Here is an 18164-nt window from a genome sequence, read left to right on the forward strand (position 1 = left end):
AGAAAAGCATCGAAAAAGTTGATTTTTCGATACTTTTCTATTAATTATTTAAAAAAAATGAGAACTTAATATCCATCATTTTGTGGGTATCCTTCACCTAAGACATCTAAATCACCCTGAGCGATTGGCCAGTTAATAAAATAAGATCTCCAATTGGTTCTTGGATCTTTAGAACCTAAGTTTGCAGGAAAATATTCTCCATCTCCTGCAAATGTTGTCATTTGATAATCAATGACACTTTGTCCCATTCTTTTTAAAGTAAACCATCGCTGTCCTTCAAAAGCTAACTCTCTTGCACGTTCATCTAAAATTGCTTGTTGATCTACACTCGTTAAAGGAGCAGCATTTGCTCTATTTCTTATTGCATTAATATAAGGTAATGGATCTCCACTAGAACGCATAATAGCTTCTGCTGCAATTAAATAAGTTTCTGCTAATCTATATACCAAAATGTTTCCCGTTTGAAGATACGAATCTGGGTTTCCATTTTCTTGAGAAAATTTGATACAAGAAGGATGCATTCTTTGATAATAACTTTGATAAGTATCAGATGGATTATCAAGATCTGTAATGGGTGCGTAATCATCTAATTCCTCTCCGATTCTATCTCCAGATGTATAATAATATTTTAATCTAAAATAAGTATCATCATCTCTAGTATCATTAGGATCTTCACTTAAAAGACCTAATAAATATAGGTTTGGCAAAACACGAGAAAAACCTCTACCACCTTGCTCATTATTATTTTCAATTCCAGATATTTGAAAGTATTGAGTTACATAATTTGCATTCGTCATATTTAAACCACCACCACCAGGTAATTCATTATTTCGTTGTATTGTAAATAATGTTTCTGAAGTGTTTCTATCTCCTACAAAAACTTCTGCAGTACTTGAAACTAATGCATGAGGCCCTTCTTCTATTAATGATACTGCTTGTGCTTTCGCTTCTTCCCAATTTCCTTCCCACATAGCAACTTTAGCTTTTACATGTTTAGCAGTACCTTTTGTAACTCGCCCAAAAGTATCTGTCCAAGATAAATTTTCTACGGCATAAGCTAAATCATTATTTAAAAGTGTAAATATTTTTTCTTCTGAAGATTTATCACTTATTACATCAAAAGCATTTTCAACAGTTGCTGGTTCATCATTTACATAAATATTACCATACATTCTATATAAATAAAAATAAGAATGTGCTCTAAAAAACTTAGCTTCTGCAATAATTTTTTTTCTTGAAGCTTCGTTTATATTTTCTACCTTTTCTGCTGCACTAATAATCGCTGTTGCCTGAGTAGCAATATCATAATAATGCTTCCAAAATAAAGTAGAAGCTAAAGTTGAACCATAATCTGCAGGAGAAACAGCTCTTTCATACCTACCAATTAATCCTGTATAGCCAGTTCTACTAAAAGTTAAATCTCCTCTAGTAGACATTAAAACAGATCCCATATAATCTTCTGTACTCTTATCATATCGGTTTCTTTCTGAAGCATATAAACTAACTACACCAGATTTTAATCCTATTTCTGATGCATATACATCCGTTGCACTTATCTCTGTTGATACCTCTTCTTCTAAAAAATTTTCACAAGATGTAAGAGTACCTAAAACAATTAACAGTAAAAAAATACTGAATTTCATGTCTTTATATATTAGTATTGATTTCATAATATTGTTTTTTATAATTAAAATTTTAAACGTAATCCAAAAGTATAACTTTTCGCATCTGGGTAACCACTATCTCCAGTGTTACCAGCTGTTCTAATATCAACCTCTGGGCTATAACCAATATAATCTGTTTGTGTAAATAAATTTGCTCCTGTAATGTATAGTTTAACCTGATCTAAGCCTAATCTATCTAACAAATCTCCAGGTAAAGAATACCCTAAACTTAAGGTTCTTAGACGCACATAAGAAGCATCGCTAATAGCTAAAGAATTTAAGTATTGCGGAGCACTTCCCAAAGTTGGTATTGGATATGTTGTAGATGGATTCTCTGGTGTGTAATATGGTACTTTAACACCGTTTAAAACACCTTGTCTGTATGCTCCACTATTTGCATCTGTTAAAATTGAATTTGATTTTCTTATACCTTGTACTGCATAAAAATCTACTAATAATTCAAAGCCTTTATATTCAAAATTTGTAGAAAAAGAGCCAAACCAATCTGGAGTAGTTTCAATAACTTCTCTATCTTCTTCTGTTATTTTTCCATCTCCATTTAAATCAGCAACCCTAATATCTCCTGCTCTTAAATTAGGTTGTTTAATAAGATTATCTGGGTTAGATTGTGGTGCATTAGCTAGGTCTTCTCCTTCTTGCCATATACCATCAAACCTATATGCTTTAAAAGAATTTATTGCATAACCTACATACTTCTGATTACCACTTCTAGTATCTTCTAATATAGCTACCCCATCTCCATCATCATATAATGATAATAATTTATTTTTATTTTTAGACCAGTTTGAAGATACCGACCATCTAAAAACATCATTACTAATAATATTAGCTGTTAAACTTAACTCTACACCTGTGTTTTGTAATTCTCCTCCGTTTGTATAAGTATCTGCAAACCCAGTTATAGATGGCACAGGTCTGTTTAACAACAAATCGGTAGTTCTAGCATCATAATAATTTATATTACCAGTTAAAATATTATCGAAAATTGAAAAATCAAGTCCTAAATTAAAAGTAGTTACTTTTTCTGAACGTAAATTTGGGTTTGGCAATGTAGATAAAGTTCCAAATCCTGACTCTGTACTTTCATTAAAAATATAATTATTTCCATCAGCTCTAGCTACACTAGATAATGTAGTTCCTAAACTATTTGTTAATGCACCATAACTAGCTCTAAACTTTAATTCCCTAATTGCATCTACATTTTCTAAAAAGCCCTCATTATGCATTTTCCATGCAAATGATCCTCCAAAACTACTTCTCCATTTATTGTCTGCTGAGTTTACTGATGAAGCATCATTTCTTGCAGTAAAATTTAATAAATATTTATCCATTAAACTATAACGTAATCTTGCCATTAAACCAACTAGACTAGACTGCGTTTTTAATCTACTAATGCTACTTTCTCCAGTATAATCTGCAATACCATCATATCCTTGTGAATCACTCACAAAACCTTCACCTACAGAAGTAGTTCTAGAGCGTTTGTTTTCTTGAACAGAATGTACCAAGGTTACATTAAACTTATGATCTTCATTAATCTCTTTATTATAATTAAGGATATTTTCTAATAAATATGATTCCTTTAACTGACTTTCAATAGTAGCTCTTCCATTAACATCATCTGCAGCACCACTTAAAATAGATTGGTACTTTCCTCTTTCATAAGTCCTTCTAGTAAAATTTGTTTTTAATTGATATTGTAAGTTCTCTAAAATTTGCCAACTCGGTGTAATATTTACAACAAAATCATTTCCTTTTATATCTTCATTCTGTTCTCTAAGGTTCCATAATGGACTTACCCCAATTTCATCTCCATAAGGGAAACGAGATAAACTTCCATCATCATTATAAGGTTTAGCAATAGGTGATGTTGAAATAACATTTACACCTGCAGCTTTATCCGTATCACTATTTAGTAAGTTTAAATCAAAACTAACAGAAACCTTGTCGCTAATCTTTTGGTCTACATTTAACCTTAACGTTTTTCTAGTGTAATTAGAATTTGGAATTAATCCTGTTTCTTTAAAATAATTAACAGACCCAAATACTTTAGTTATTTCAGTTCCACCGCTAACACTAAGCGCTTGACTATTTACAACTCCACTTCTTAAAAGCTCTTCTTCCCAATCTACAAATTGATTATTGTTAAGTGCTTCTAATTCTATATCAGAGAAAATAGCGTCATCAGGAGAATAAGTACCATCATCTGCTCTATTTGCTTCTCTTCTTAAGTCAGCTAATTCTTGCCCACTAAATACATCAAAATTTCTTTCTATAGTTTTAGTGGTTGTATAACCATGGTAACTAACTTGTATCTTTTTATTTTTTCCTCTTTTAGTTGTAATTAACACTACCCCATTTGAAGCTCGAGATCCATAAATTGCTTGTGCAGATGCATCTTTTAAAAACTCCATAGAAGCAATATCATCTTGATCTATATCTGCAATACCATCATCTCTAATAATTCCATCTACTACATAAATAGCACTTACATCACCAGATAATGAACCTTCTCCTCTAAAAATAATATTTGCAGCAGCCCCACCAGGTCTTAGGGTTCCACTACCAACACTTACTTGTAATCCTGCAATTCTTCCTCTTAGCATTTCTGTAACGTCTGATGTAGGTGACAGAGTAGCTTTTTCTAAATCTGCCGTTGCAACAGCATTTACTAGATCACTTTTTCTTTGTGTACCATACCCTACCACAACAATTTCGTCTAAGGCATTAGCTTCTACTTCTAAAGACACCGTAATATTATTACCTGTAATTGCAACCTCTTTAGTCTTATACCCTAAATAAGTAATACTAAACATTTTTGCTTCATTAGAAACAGCAATGGAAAAATTTCCATCGAAATCTGTAGATACACCATTTGAAGTTCCTTTTACAGATACAGACGCTCCAGGTAAAGGCATGTTACTCTCATCCAATACGATTCCTTTTATAGTTCTTTGCGCAAAAGCCGATAAGCTAAAAGCAAAAAAGAATAAAAGAGACAATATATAAAATCTTCTTTTTTTGATTAATTCAACCATTATAATTGTTTTTTTAAAATTTAATTAGTGTGTCAATATTACCTTAAAGAGATCTAGCTTACTTTAACACAACATTAACTTAAAATCAATTTTATGTACACAAAAAGAAGGGGTCTAAAACATCTTTTTTACAAACAAACTACATAAAAAAAACACACAAAAAAACATATAAAACCATATAAATAAAGGGATGTAATCGATTTAATAAAAAAACACAAAAAACAGTATAAAAACTAAAATGTAGGGGTTTTGTAGAGGGTATTTTCTTGTCTAAATATTCAAAATATAATCTATTAAGTGAGTTTCTTGTGGTAAATTAAGTTTTTTTCTTAACCTGTATCTTCTAATCTCAACACTCTTTACAGAAATATTTAACAAAGGAGCTATTTCTTTTGATGATAAATTCAGCCTTAAATAAGCACAAAACTTTAAATTACTATTCGTTAATTCTGGGTGTAACTTTTTAGCTCTTTTTAAAAACTCTTTATCTACATTATTAAAAGCTTCTTTAAAAAAATTCCAATCTTTATTACTATTTAAATTTTCATCAATCAATTTAAATACTTCGTTTTCTTCTTTAATTTCAGGGATCTTTTTTAATTCTTTTCTAATACCCCTTAAGAACTCATTTCTTTTAACAATACTCATCGTAGAAATTGCCAATTCTCTATTTTTACTTTCTACTTCTTGACTTAATTTTTCATTCTTTAATCGAATAACCTCTCTATCTGTCTGAATTTTCTGCAATTCTAATTGTCTTGCATTATCTTCGATTATTTTTAAATGTTGTTTTTTGTAATACTTCTTATATAATTTGTGGATTATAAAAATCAAAAAAAGAAAAAACAGCACATAAAAAACAATTGCCAAGCTAGATAAATAAATAGGCGGTTTTATCTCAAATTGATAAAAAATAGTATTATCAGAAACTCTATTACCAACTTTAGATCTTATAGATAAGTTATAATCTCCAAAAGATAAATTATCAAAAGTTACTTCCGACTTGTTTTCTAGATCAACCCAGTTATTATCATTTAATTTATATTGATAATTTACAAATTCATATTTATTATAAATTGGGCTACTAAATTTAAAATTTAACGAATTTTCATTATTCCTAAATATTTTATATCCTGATGTAGAAACATCAACTGCATCAACATTTTTAACATTAACTTCATTCAGAAAAATAGTATGAGAAAAATCTGGTTTTTCATCTAAATCTAAAAGTAAATACCCATTTGTTTTCCCTATTAAATAAGTGTTTTTATAAATATTTGATATGTTTTCAAAACTGATAGTTGTTTTTCGTAAATTATTTTTAATTTGAATAAACTTTACAGAAAACTTATTTTTAATAGGTCCTTTTTCTAAATAACTAATTGTACTCTTATTAAACGACCAAAGCCTGTTCTTTTTATCTAAAATCAGTTTTCCCGAAATATATTCATCACGAGAAAAGAGAATATTTAAAACTGAATCTTTTTGAGCTAGTTTATGATTAGCATTTAATCTAAGAATACCATCTTTATGACTATACAGTAGTTTGTCATTATATTTAATTAAACCAGAACCTTTCCCTTTACCTACAGAAGAAAGTAATTTATTTTCTATAAAACTAGTATAATCATTACTTAAAATTAATCGATATACACCTTTATACTCATGATTTACAAAAACGGTATCTTTATTAAAAAGCTCGAAAAAACGTGCAGAACTCTGAAAGCCTTTTATTCTATTTCTTAACTTCCATTTATTATTCACTTTTTCTAAAATACTCATTCCTGCATAATGACCTTGTAATAACAAATTAGGTTCATTCGGAATTTCTTTAATTCCCCAAGTTCCAGAAAAGCTTGTAATTTTAAAAGCAACATCTTTCTTTATAAGCAAAGTTCCGGCTGTATGTCCACAGAATAAATCTCCGTTTATATTAACCAAAGACCAAACTTGCCCTTCTGTTCCTTTTATTTTTTTTAACGGTTCGTTTTTATTGATTGATTTATAAAAAAGTCCCTGATTTGTGCCAATATATAATTTACCATTATAATTGATTGAACAATAAGTTGATCCAAAAAAACCATTATTATCGTTAAATTCCTTTACATAAGACTTAACGTTTAAACAATTAATTCCATTATCTAAAGCAGACCAAACATTACCATCGGCATCCTCAAACAATTTTAACACGGTATTATTAGACAACCCTTTTGTTTGATCTATTTTATTAATAATTTCTCCATTTTCAGAAACACGAATAATTCCATTAGAAACTGTACCTAATACAAAAGTATTATCCTTTAATTGTATTCCACAAAAGAATTGATAATTACTGAGACCTATTTTTACAGAAGGTTTCCACTTCTTAAGAACATTGTCTTCTAAAGTAAAAATACCTTTATGTCTTGTTAAAAACATAAAACCACGTGTTGTTTTAAAAACACTTAAAACAAGTTTTACTCCAAATTCATTAGGAAAAACAGTAACAACCTTTTCTTCATCATTTTGTAAATGAACAAATTGACGGTTATTTTTAAAAATATAAATATTATTATCTATTTCAAAAATTCGGTAATAGTTGTCAAAATCAGAACGATAACTTATCTCTTCTGTTTCGCTATTATAAAAATATATTCGATGAAATGATTGAAACAAAACCCATTTATCAATCTTTTTAATATTCCAAATATTCTCATCCTCTACCAACTCATTTTCAATTTTGCTAGATAATGACGTGTACTTTAATGCCCCCAGTTTGTTTGTTTTCCAAAAACCAAACTCCATATAAGCACCACTGTATATCCTATCATCCACAGATAGTAAAGACCTCATTACACTATTGTTTGGCGACTTATACAATTTCCATCTACCTCCGTTATACTCTAATAAACCTTCGTTATTAGCTACAAAAATAAATTTATCTTTATTTTGAGTTATTGCCCAATTCTGATTTTCGGCATTATAATTTTTTGGAAGAAATTTTAAAATAGGTGAAATTTCTTGTCCAACTAAAGTTGATGTAATTAGAAAAAATAATAAGATTTTGATTCTCATACTTCTATTTAAAAGGTGTAAAATCAGAATATCCTAAATCATCTACAACTATTAATAATATATTTGGTTTTTTGACTTCTTTTTTACTCTTTTTACAAGAAAAAGCCATAAATATTACAACTAATATTAAAATATCTTTCATACTAAAATTAAAATTACATCATCAAAACTATAAATAATAATACTAAAGATTATAAATAGATTAAAAACATAACCTAATAGTAACAGCATTTTTTTTTAAATTATTTTTTTCTGCCAATTTGTCATAATAAATTAAATTTGGTTGTATCTTTGCTCACCTTTAAATGATAAATTGAGAGATGGAATACGTAGAAAAAATCATAGACGAGAAAATACAAGGGAAAGCTCTTGTTACCGAAAATAAAAAAAATAACACTAAAAAATTATTCATAGAAAGCTACGGCTGTCAAATGAATATGAATGATAGTGAAATAGTAGCCGCTATTTTAGATAAAGAAGGCTACAACACAACCCAAATTCTAGAAGAAGCAGATTTAGTTTTAGTAAATACTTGCTCTATTAGAGAGAAGGCAGAAACTACTGTTCGTAAAAGATTACAGAAATACAACGCTGTAAAACAAGTGAACAAAAACATGAAAGTGGGTGTTTTAGGCTGTATGGCAGAACGCTTGAAAGAAAAGTTTTTAGAAGAAGAAAAAATAGTAGACTTAGTTGTTGGTCCTGATGCGTATAAAGATTTACCTAACTTATTAGAGGAAGTAAACGCTGGTAGAGATGCCGTAAATGTAATTTTATCTAAAGAAGAAACCTACGGAGATATTTCTCCGGTGCGTTTAAATTCTAATGGAGTTACCGCATTTGTATCTATAACCAGAGGTTGTGACAATATGTGTACTTTCTGTGTGGTTCCTTTTACAAGAGGACGAGAAAGAAGCCGTGACCCAAAGAGTATTATTGAAGAAATTCAATCTATGGTTGATAGAAATTTTAAAGAAATTACACTTTTAGGTCAGAATGTAGATAGTTTCTTATGGTATGGTGGAGGATTGAAAAAAGACTTTGGCAAAGCATCTGAAATGGCACAAGCAACTGCTGTAAATTTTGCACAATTATTAGATATGTGTGCTACAGAATTCCCAAAAACACGTTTTCGTTTTGCTACTTCTAATCCGCAGGATATTAGTTTAGACGTGATTCACGCAATAGCAAAACACAAAAATATCTGTAAATACCTTCATTTACCTGTACAAAGCGGAAGCAACAACATGCTAAAAGCCATGAACAGACAACATACTCGTGAAGAATACATCGAATTAATTGATAATATCTTTAAGATTGTACCAGAAATGTCTTTATCACAAGATATGATTGTAGGTTTTTGTGGAGAAACAGAAGAAGATCATCAAGATACTTTAGATTTGATGAAGTACGTAAAATACGACTTCGGTTTTATGTTTACATACTCTGAAAGACCAGGAACTCTAGCTGCTAAAAAAATGGTAGATGACGTTCCTTTTCAAACAAAAAAACGAAGATTACAAGAAATAATAGACCTACAACAAGAACACGCTCTATACAGAACACAACAACATTTAGGAAAAACAGAAGAATTTTTAATTGAAGGTACTTCTAAGAAAAACCCAAATGAATGGAAAGGTAGAAATACACAAAATACCGTTGCCGTTTTTGCAAAAGGAAACTACAAGCTAGGAGACTTTGTAATGGTAAAAGTAGAAGATTGTACGTCTGCTACCTTAAAAGGAACTGTTGTTGGGTATTCTGATAATAATTAGAAGCTATTTCCTGCTTTACGTTGTATCTTTTTTATGAAAAATAAAAAAGGATGCCACTTCAATCAGGGCTAAGCATATCTGGAGAAAACATAGCAGTCAGAAAATTAAATTATTTTTTAATTATTAATTGATAAAAAAAATCAAGAAACAAAACATATTGGGCCTTGAATCAAAATAATACTCTTTCAAAAAAGAAAAAATGGAAAACTTACAAGCATTAAAACAACGTTTTGGAATTATCGGTAACGATATTCATCTAAACCGAGCTTTAGAAAAAGCACTTAGAGTTGCGCCTACAGACATTTCTGTTTTAGTTACTGGAGAAAGCGGTGTTGGTAAAGAAAGTATCCCTAGAATAGTACATCAATTATCACACAGAAAACACGCAAAATACATTGCTGTAAACTGTGGTGCAATTCCAGAAGGAACTATTGATAGTGAATTATTTGGTCATGAAAAAGGATCTTTTACAGGAGCAACACAAGACCGAAAAGGATATTTTGAAGTTGCAGATGGCGGAACCATTTTTTTAGATGAAGTAGGCGAACTACCTTTAACAACACAGGTTCGCTTATTACGTGTTTTAGAAAATGGCGAATTTATAAAAGTAGGTTCATCTAAAGTAATAAAAACAAATGTTAGAATAGTAGCTGCAACCAATGTAAACATGCTATCTGCCATACAAAAAGAAAAGTTTAGAGAAGATTTATATTACAGACTAAGTACTGTAGAAATTAATTTACCTGCCTTAAGAGAACGTAATGAAGATATTCATTTATTGTTTCGAAAATTTGCGGCAGATTTTGCTCAAAAATATAGAATGCCATCTATTCGCTTAGATGAAAATGCGGTAAAAGTTTTATTAAATTATCGTTTTCCAGGAAACATTCGTCAATTAAAAAATTTAGCAGAGCAAATTTCAGTCATCGAAGAAAGTAGAGTCATTACAGGGTTAAAATTACAACAATACCTCCCAAACAATAATGGCAATTTACCCGCTGTAATAGGAAGTAAAAAGGAAAATGATTTTTCTACCGAACGTGATATTATGTATAAAATTTTATTTGATATGCGTAATGACATCAACGACTTAAAAAAGTTGACGTTAGATTTAATGAAGAGTGGTAATGTAGAAGAAGTGCAAGAAGAACATCATCAATTAATTGAAAAGATGTACGAAAACAAAGACACGCACGAGCACAATGTAGAAGTAATGAACATTCCACAAAATAAAGCTGCAGAAAAAGAGTATGATTTTATTGAGACCATAGAAGAAGATGAATCTTTATCTTTACAAGACAAAGAAGTAGAAATGATTAAAAAATCTCTAGACAAGAATAGTAATAAACGTAAGTTAGCAGCTAAAGAACTAGGGATTTCTGAAAGAACATTATATAGAAAAATTAAACAGTACGATTTGTAAATTTGTGTAAATCGTTTAAGTGTAAAAAACACCTCTAGAGCGCAGTCCGGAGGTTATAATAATCAACTATTTTAGGTCTCGACTGCGCTCGACCAGACAAAATCGATGAGAAAAATATTTTACATAACATTCTTTACAATAAGCTCGTTACTATTAGTTGCATGTGGCGCTTATTCTTTTACAGGAGGTAGTACAGGAGATGCTAAAACTTTGCAAATAGATTTTTTTCCTAACCAAGCACCTTTAGTAGAACCTAATTTAAGTCAGCGTTTTACCCAAGAAATGCTAGATTTATTTACCAGACAAACCAACTTAACTACAGTAACCTCTAATGGAGACTTATACTTTAGTGGAGAAATAACGGGCTATAGAATTACACCAATGAGTGCAACGTCGGACCAAACAGCTGCACAAAACAGACTAACAATAACTGTAAATGTTCGTTTTGTAAATAAGCTCATAGAAAAAGATGACTTTGAAAAACAATTTTCTTTTTATTCAGATTTTGCTGCAGACGTACAACTTACTGGTAGTGTTTTAGAAGCTGCTTTTGATGAAATTTTAGAAAGAATTACGCAAGATATCTTTAACGCTTCTGTTGCCAAATGGTAAAAAATAAAGGTCTAACATTTTACGTTGAAAAAAACACAATTTGAAAACAGCCAATTTTATAAATTTAATAGATAACAAAATTAAAATTCAAGAAGTAGAAACTGTTGAATTAAAAACTGTTGTTGAAAAATATCCGTATTTTCAAGCAGCAAGAGCTTTGCATTTAAAAGGATTAAAAAACCAAGATAGCTTTAAATATAATAACGAATTAAAAATTACAGCTTCATATACTACAGACAGAACCGTTTTATTCAATTATATTACTTCCAACGATTTTAATGGTAAAAAAGAAGACATTCACCAACAGATTGTTGAAAAATTATCAGAAGAAAAAATAAGTAAGGCACCTACTCCAATTGCAGAACCTTCCTTAAAAAAATCGATTGAAGCTGCAGAAAAAATAAATGAAATAAAAGTAGATGAAATAAAAACGGAACTAGAAATAGGAAAACCGATTCCTTTTTCATCAACAGAGAATCATTCTTTTAGAGAATGGCTTCAGATTTCTGCTAGAAAACCAATTGTAAGACAAGTAAAAGAAACCGACAAAAGGGTTGAAAAGCTTACTGAAAAAGAAGATTTAATCAATAATTTTATAGAAAACAACCCTAAAATAACCCCTTTAGCAAAAGACAAAATAGTAACTGTACCCGTTGCAAAAAACAGTCAAGATTCTTCTTTAATGACCCAAACTTTGGCAAAAGTTTATTTAGAACAGAAAAAGTATGAAAACGCAATGCAAGCTTATAGAATTTTAAGTTTGAAATATCCAGAAAAAAGTGGTTTCTTTGCAGACCAAATTAAAAGAATACAAATTTTACAAAAAAATAAATCATGAGTTACACAGCATTTTTAATTCTAATTTTGATTGTAGCCATTGCATTAATCTTAATAGTGATGGTTCAAAATCCTAAAGGCGGAGGGTTATCTTCTTCTTTTGGAGGTGGTGGATCACAATCTTTAGGTGGAGTACAAAACACTAACAATTTTTTAGACAGAACAACTTGGACTTTAGCAATCGCTATGTTTGCTTTAATTTTATTAGCAAACTTTGCTATACCAAGAAGTGGAGACAACAACTTTGAGTTAAAAAACACTTTAGACGGTATTGAAACTACAACTCCTGTTGAAAACCCAACTCCAGCAACTAACGATAGTTTAAACTAATTATCCGTTAGAAACAATTTAAAATGCCAACGTAAATGACACGTTGGCATTTTTTTATGCTTAAAATTTAACAATAAAATCAATCAAAGAAAAATTGTCAGTTTTAGTGTAATGGCACAATTTCTGACACTTTAGTATAAGTAAATTATAAATTAATTATCTAAAAATATATAACAATGGGATTAAACATTAAACCTTTAGCAGACAGAGTACTTGTAGAACCTGCTCCAGCAGAAACAAAAACAGCATCAGGATTAATTATTCCTGATAATGCAAAAGAAAAACCACAACAAGGAACTGTTGTTGCAATTGGAAACGGTAAAGTTGATGAGCCTTTAACTGTTAAAATTGGTGATACTGTTTTATATAGTAAATACGGTGGAACTGATTTAAAATTAGAAGGAAAAGATTATTTAATGATGCGTGAAAGCGACATTTTAGCAATTATTTAATTCGCTTTAAGCCTTATGCAATAAGCTTTAAGCTATGAGAGATTTTAAAAAATATGATATCTGGAAACTAAGTCATCTATTTACATTAAAAATATATGACGCCACAAAGTCTTATCCTAAAGATGAAATATATGGTCTTGTTTCTCAAATAAGAAGAGCCTCATCTTCAATACCAACCAACATTAGTGAAGGTTGTGGTAGAGATAGTGACGCTGAATTCAATCGTTTTTTAACAATAGCTTTAGGTTCTGCATCAGAAGTTGAATATCAATTAATTCTTTCAAAAGATTTAAATTATATTAATGAAACATCATTTATTAATTTAACTGAAGAAATTAATATAATAAAAAGGAAAATTTATTCCTTAAAACAAAAATTAAAATAATAAACTAGCTTTCGGTTTTTGCTAACAGCAAATAGCCAAAAGCATAAAGCATATTTAAAAAATGGCAAAACATATAAAATTTGATATCGAAGCAAGAGACGGTTTAAAACGTGGAGTTGATGCTTTAGCAAATGCAGTAAAAGTAACTTTAGGACCAAAAGGAAGAAACGTAATTATTTCTAAATCTTTTGGAGCACCAACAGTAACTAAAGACGGAGTTTCTGTAGCAAAAGAAATTGAGTTAGAAAACGAGCTAGAAAACATGGGAGCTCAAATGGTAAAAGAAGTTGCATCTAAAACCAACGATTTAGCTGGTGATGGAACAACAACTGCTACAGTTCTTGCACAAGCAATTGTAAAAGAAGGTTTAAAAAATGTTGCTGCAGGTGCAAATCCAATGGATTTAAAACGTGGAATTGACAAAGCTGTTGCTGCAATTATTGCAGATTTAGAAAAACAAACTAAAAAAGTTGGTAATTCTTCAGATAAAATAAAACAAGTTGCTGCAATTTCTGCAAATAACGATAACACTATTGGTGAGTTAATTGCTACTGCTTTTTCTAAAGTAGGTAAAGAAGGTGTTATTACTGTTGAAGAAGCTAAAGGAATGGAAACTTATGTTGATGTTGTAGAAGGTATGCAGTTTGACAGAGGTTATTTATCTCCTTACTTTGTAACTGATGCAGACAAAATGATTGCTGACTTAGAAAACCCTTATATCTTATTGTTTGATAAAAAGATTTCTAACTTACAAGAAATTCTTCCAATTCTAGAACCAGTTTCTCAATCAGGAAGACCTTTATTAATTATTGCCGAAGACGTAGACGGACAAGCATTGGCTACTTTAGTGGTAAATAAATTACGTGGTGGTTTAAAAATTGCTGCTGTAAAAGCTCCTGGTTTTGGAGACAGAAGAAAAGCAATGTTAGAAGACATCGCAATCTTAACAGGTGGAACCGTAATTTCTGAAGAAAGAGGTTTTTCTTTAGAAAACGCAACTTTAGATTTACTAGGTACTGCAGAAACAATAACTGTAGATAAAGATAATACTACAATTGTAAATGGTGCTGGTAATGCAGAAGCTATTAAAACAAGAGTAAACCAAATTAAAGCTCAGATTGAAACTACAACTTCTGATTACGACAAAGAAAAATTACAAGAACGTTTAGCTAAGTTAGCTGGTGGTGTTGCAGTTTTATATGTTGGTGCTGCTTCTGAAGTAGAAATGAAAGAGAAAAAAGACAGAGTTGATGATGCTTTACACGCTACAAGAGCTGCAGTAGAAGAAGGTATTGTTGCTGGTGGTGGTGTTGCTTTAGTTCGCGCTAAAAGAGTTTTAGAAAAAATTATTACTGATAATTTAGATGAAACTACAGGTGTACAAATCATTAACAAAGCTATTGAAGCTCCTCTAAGAATTATTGTAGAGAATGCTGGTGGTGAAGGTTCTGTTGTTTTAAACAAGGTTTTAGAAGGTAAAAAAGACTTTGGTTATGACGCTAAAAATGACGTATATGTTGATATGCTAGAAGCAGGAATTATAGATCCTAAAAAAGTAACTCGTGTTGCATTAGAAAATGCTGCCTCTGTTGCCGGAATGATCTTAACTACAGAATGTGCTTTAGTAGACATTAAAGAAGATGCTCCTGCAGGAATGCCTCCAATGGGTGGTGGTATGCCAGGAATGATGTAGTGGCGAATCGCCACAGATAAGTTATTTCACGCTTATGTGAAATATTGATATTAAAAAATCCGATAGAAAAATTTCTATCGGATTTTTTATTTACAAGAAAATAAATTATTGCTTCTTTTGTTTTTTCAAATCGCCTTTGTGATCTAAAATAATTTCTTCATCTCTATATTTACAACACGGATGCACAGAATTATACGCCTCTGTGGTTGCCACAACTTTTTTATCATCAGCATCAAAAACATCATGACCAACTGCTAAAATATTTTGTTGCACCGATAAAACATCTGTTTTACGTTCGTCCATAATTAAGTTTAATTGATGTGTTTCTACACTCCAAAGCACAAACTTTACTCCTTGTGTTTTTAAAGCAGCCGTTTCTATTCTTTTTTTACACATACCACAAATTCCATCTACCTCAAAAGTGATTTTTGCGTTTTTATTCTTTTTTACTTCTTGTGATTGCACCGAAAAACCAATCAATAACAGGCTGAATATAAATACTATTTTTTTCATTTTTATTGTTTTTTTTAGCTTCCTGCATTCGCAGGAATAATTAAATGTTTAATTATTTTTTTTACAAAATCTCACTTTGTGGATTATTTAATTTTATAACGCAAGCCAACATACATTGCTCTTCCAAAAATTGGCGAGTACACAATTGTACTATCAAAATAATCTCCAAAAGGATCATCACTTGCTAAAATAGGATTTTTCTGCTGAACGTTGGTCAGGTTTTCTGCACCTACATAAACCTCAAATTGATTAGAAAACACTTTTGTTATTTGTGAATTCAGTATTTGATACGAACTCGAGTATCCTGGTAATTGATATTCAACTGGGTTTGACCCTGTAAAAGGCAAACGCTGCTTTCCAATACTATTAAAAGTAACATCAAACTTCCATTGAGAACCGTTTTCTTCTGCAAGAGTTTCAAAAGAAAGATTGGCGAAAAATCTATTTTTAGGCTGAATTGGTTTTTGTAAATTTCCTTTTTTATAATCCGTAGAAATATCAAAATATTTATATGCGGTTCTAAAATTAAAAAAAGGAGCAATATTGTAATTTATTTCTACCTGAAAACTATTTGCAATACTTTTCCCTTTTAAATCATAAAAAGAAATTTCTTGCGGACGTTCCCAATCTACAACAACTTGGTTTTTAAAATCCGTTTGGTAAAAATCGAACGTAATGTCTCCTTTTTTATCAAAAAAATTAAATTTCTGCATATATGAAACTCCGTAATTCCATGCAATTTCAGGATTCAATCCATAGATATTTCCATCAACATTATCAATCTTAATTTGCCTAGAACTCGCAAAAAGTTGCTGATTTTCTGCAAAGATATTTGCACTTCTCTTCCCTCTTCCAAAAGAAGCTCTTACAACACTGTTAGTCCAAGGCACATACCTAACATGTAAACGTGGTGTAACAAAAGTACCTAATAAATTATGCGTATCAATTCTAGCGCCAGCAGTAAAACTAAAGTTATCTAAATTATCGTACGCATATTCAAAGAAAGCACCTAAGGAGTTCTCTTTTCTATCAAAATTATTAATATTTACCAACTCATCATATTTATCATACGTAAAGCTGATTCCTGTTTTAAATTTATTTCTAGTATCGCCAATAATAGAACTAAACATTAAATTAGAATACACACTTTGATGTTGAATATCGTACACATTTAAACCAAAATAAGAATCTTGTTGATGATTACTATATGCCATTTGAAGACCAATATTCTGATAAGGTAGCTCAGGAAAAACATAGCCTAATTTTAAAGAAGTCTCAAAACGCTGTGTATCTATTTCACTTCCCCAAGCGTTAGTTTTGCCTTTATCTAACTTAGGGTTAAAACCGAGCTCTCCAGTTTGTTTTTCATCATTTAAAAAACGAACATTTATAAAACTTACCCAACCTTTTTCTGCATCAATATATTGCCAACGATTCATTACGTTAATTTGATTCGCCAAGGGATTATCTAGAAAGTTATCGTTGTTTTTATCAAACTTTTCACCTCTATAATTTCCATGAATATAAACACCTGTATGCCATTTGTCTGAAACACGCTGATTAAAATGCGTATTTAGCTCTAACCGACCATCTAAAGAAGAATAGGCATTTAAAAAGAATTTATTATCAGAAAAAGGCTTTACCAATTCAGCATTTATTTGTCCAGATATACTCTCGTAACCATTAACAACAGACCCTGCTCCTTTTGTAATCTGAATACTTTCTACCCAAGTTCCTGGAGTAAATGTGAGTCCGAATGCTTGAGAAGCACCTCTAACAGATGGAATATTCTCTTCTGTAATTAACAAATATCGACTTGTTAAACCTAACATTTGTATTTGTTTTGTCCCCGTTAAAGCATCAGAAAAACTAACATCTATAGAAGGATTTGTTTCAAAACTTTCTGCCAAATTACAACACGCCGCTTTTAGTAATTCGTCTGAATTAACTGTAAACATATTAGCGGTTGTTAAGAACGGTTTATAGGTAGCTTTCTTTTTAGCCGTAACAATTACTTCTTTTAACTCACTTTGTTCTGTTAAAAAATGATGAATAGCTTTTAGACTTGGTATTGAAATTGTATCCGTTTTATACCCTAAATAATTAACGACTAACTTCTTGTACTCTTCTTTATAAGGTATAGAAAACCATCCTTTTTTATTTGTAATAGCACTAACGTTTGTATGTAACCAATGTACACTTGCCCCCTCTACTCCTAGATTATCTTTTGGGTTATTTTTATCCATAATCATCCCCTTAAAAGTAGTTTGAGAGAAAATTACAAATGGAATAAGCAGTAAAAAACTACTTAATATCTTTTTTTTCATTATTTAAATTTTAATAATTACACTTCTAAGTTTCCTTTAA

The 18164-nt window shown here is 30.5% G+C and carries 14 protein-coding genes; 8 read left to right on the plus strand and 6 right to left on the minus strand.

Features of this window, described 5'->3' with window-relative positions; translation table 11 throughout:
- Positions 1–65 precede the first annotated feature (65 nt).
- From GQR92_RS08980 to GQR92_RS08995, 4 genes are all read right to left on the minus strand, one after another.
- Positions 66–1670, minus strand: coding sequence for a RagB/SusD family nutrient uptake outer membrane protein (locus GQR92_RS08980; protein ID WP_158838883.1), 1605 nt, complete (start codon positions 1668–1670; stop codon positions 66–68).
- Positions 1671–1687: 17 nt separating this feature from the next.
- Positions 1688–4723, minus strand: a complete 3036-nt coding sequence (locus GQR92_RS08985) for a SusC/RagA family TonB-linked outer membrane protein (RefSeq protein WP_158838885.1) — start codon at positions 4721–4723, stop codon at positions 1688–1690.
- A gap of 270 nt (positions 4724–4993) precedes the next feature.
- Positions 4994–7777 carry a LuxR C-terminal-related transcriptional regulator gene (locus GQR92_RS08990; protein ID WP_158838887.1) on the minus strand — a complete coding sequence of 928 codons (2784 nt, stop codon included), beginning with the start codon at positions 7775–7777 and terminating at the stop codon, positions 4994–4996.
- A gap of 4 nt (positions 7778–7781) precedes the next feature.
- The gene (locus tag GQR92_RS08995) at positions 7782–7919 is read right to left on the minus strand and encodes a hypothetical protein (protein ID WP_158838889.1); all 138 of its coding nucleotides are present in this window, start codon (positions 7917–7919) and stop codon (positions 7782–7784) included.
- Between the two features lie 178 nt (positions 7920–8097).
- Between GQR92_RS08995 and miaB the strand changes: the two genes are divergently transcribed.
- The 8 genes from miaB to groL all read left to right on the plus strand — a co-directional run bounded on the left by miaB (position 8098) and on the right by groL (position 15284).
- Positions 8098–9552: a tRNA (N6-isopentenyl adenosine(37)-C2)-methylthiotransferase MiaB gene (gene miaB, locus GQR92_RS09000; RefSeq protein WP_158838891.1), complete on the plus strand. Its 1455-nt coding sequence runs from the start codon at positions 8098–8100 to the stop codon at positions 9550–9552.
- A 199-nt stretch (positions 9553–9751) separates the two neighbouring features.
- Positions 9752–10975: a sigma 54-interacting transcriptional regulator gene (locus tag GQR92_RS09005; RefSeq protein ID WP_158838893.1), complete on the plus strand. Its 1224-nt coding sequence runs from the start codon at positions 9752–9754 to the stop codon at positions 10973–10975.
- Between the two features lie 105 nt (positions 10976–11080).
- Positions 11081–11587 carry an LptE family protein gene (locus GQR92_RS09010; protein ID WP_158838895.1) on the plus strand — a complete coding sequence of 169 codons (507 nt, stop codon included), beginning with the start codon at positions 11081–11083 and terminating at the stop codon, positions 11585–11587.
- Between the two features lie 40 nt (positions 11588–11627).
- A complete protein-coding gene (locus GQR92_RS09015; RefSeq protein WP_158838897.1) occupies positions 11628–12425 on the plus strand; it encodes a hypothetical protein in 798 nt (265 codons plus the stop codon).
- On the plus strand, positions 12422–12754 hold the full coding sequence (secG, locus tag GQR92_RS09020) for a preprotein translocase subunit SecG (protein ID WP_158838899.1): 333 nt from the start codon (positions 12422–12424) through the stop codon (positions 12752–12754). The genes GQR92_RS09015 and secG overlap by 4 nt, the downstream gene beginning before the upstream one ends.
- A gap of 176 nt (positions 12755–12930) precedes the next feature.
- Positions 12931–13206: a co-chaperone GroES gene (locus GQR92_RS09025; RefSeq protein WP_105050299.1), complete on the plus strand. Its 276-nt coding sequence runs from the start codon at positions 12931–12933 to the stop codon at positions 13204–13206.
- Between the two features lie 34 nt (positions 13207–13240).
- Positions 13241–13591 (plus strand): four helix bundle protein, encoded by a 351-nt coding sequence (locus GQR92_RS09030; RefSeq protein WP_158838901.1) that lies wholly within the window; start codon positions 13241–13243, stop codon positions 13589–13591.
- 61 nt (positions 13592–13652) lie between these two features.
- Positions 13653–15284: a chaperonin GroEL gene (gene groL, locus GQR92_RS09035; protein ID WP_158838903.1), complete on the plus strand. Its 1632-nt coding sequence runs from the start codon at positions 13653–13655 to the stop codon at positions 15282–15284.
- A gap of 105 nt (positions 15285–15389) precedes the next feature.
- Here groL and GQR92_RS09040 read toward each other — a convergent pair whose 3' ends face one another.
- Positions 15390–15797 carry a heavy-metal-associated domain-containing protein gene (locus GQR92_RS09040; RefSeq protein WP_158838905.1) on the minus strand — a complete coding sequence of 136 codons (408 nt, stop codon included), beginning with the start codon at positions 15795–15797 and terminating at the stop codon, positions 15390–15392.
- 83 nt (positions 15798–15880) lie between these two features.
- Positions 15881–18124: a TonB-dependent receptor gene (locus tag GQR92_RS09045; protein ID WP_158838907.1), complete on the minus strand. Its 2244-nt coding sequence runs from the start codon at positions 18122–18124 to the stop codon at positions 15881–15883.
- Positions 18125–18164 lie beyond the last annotated feature (40 nt).

This window comes from Polaribacter sp. L3A8, from assembly GCF_009796785.1.
Classification (GTDB): Bacteria; Bacteroidota; Bacteroidia; order Flavobacteriales; family Flavobacteriaceae; genus Polaribacter.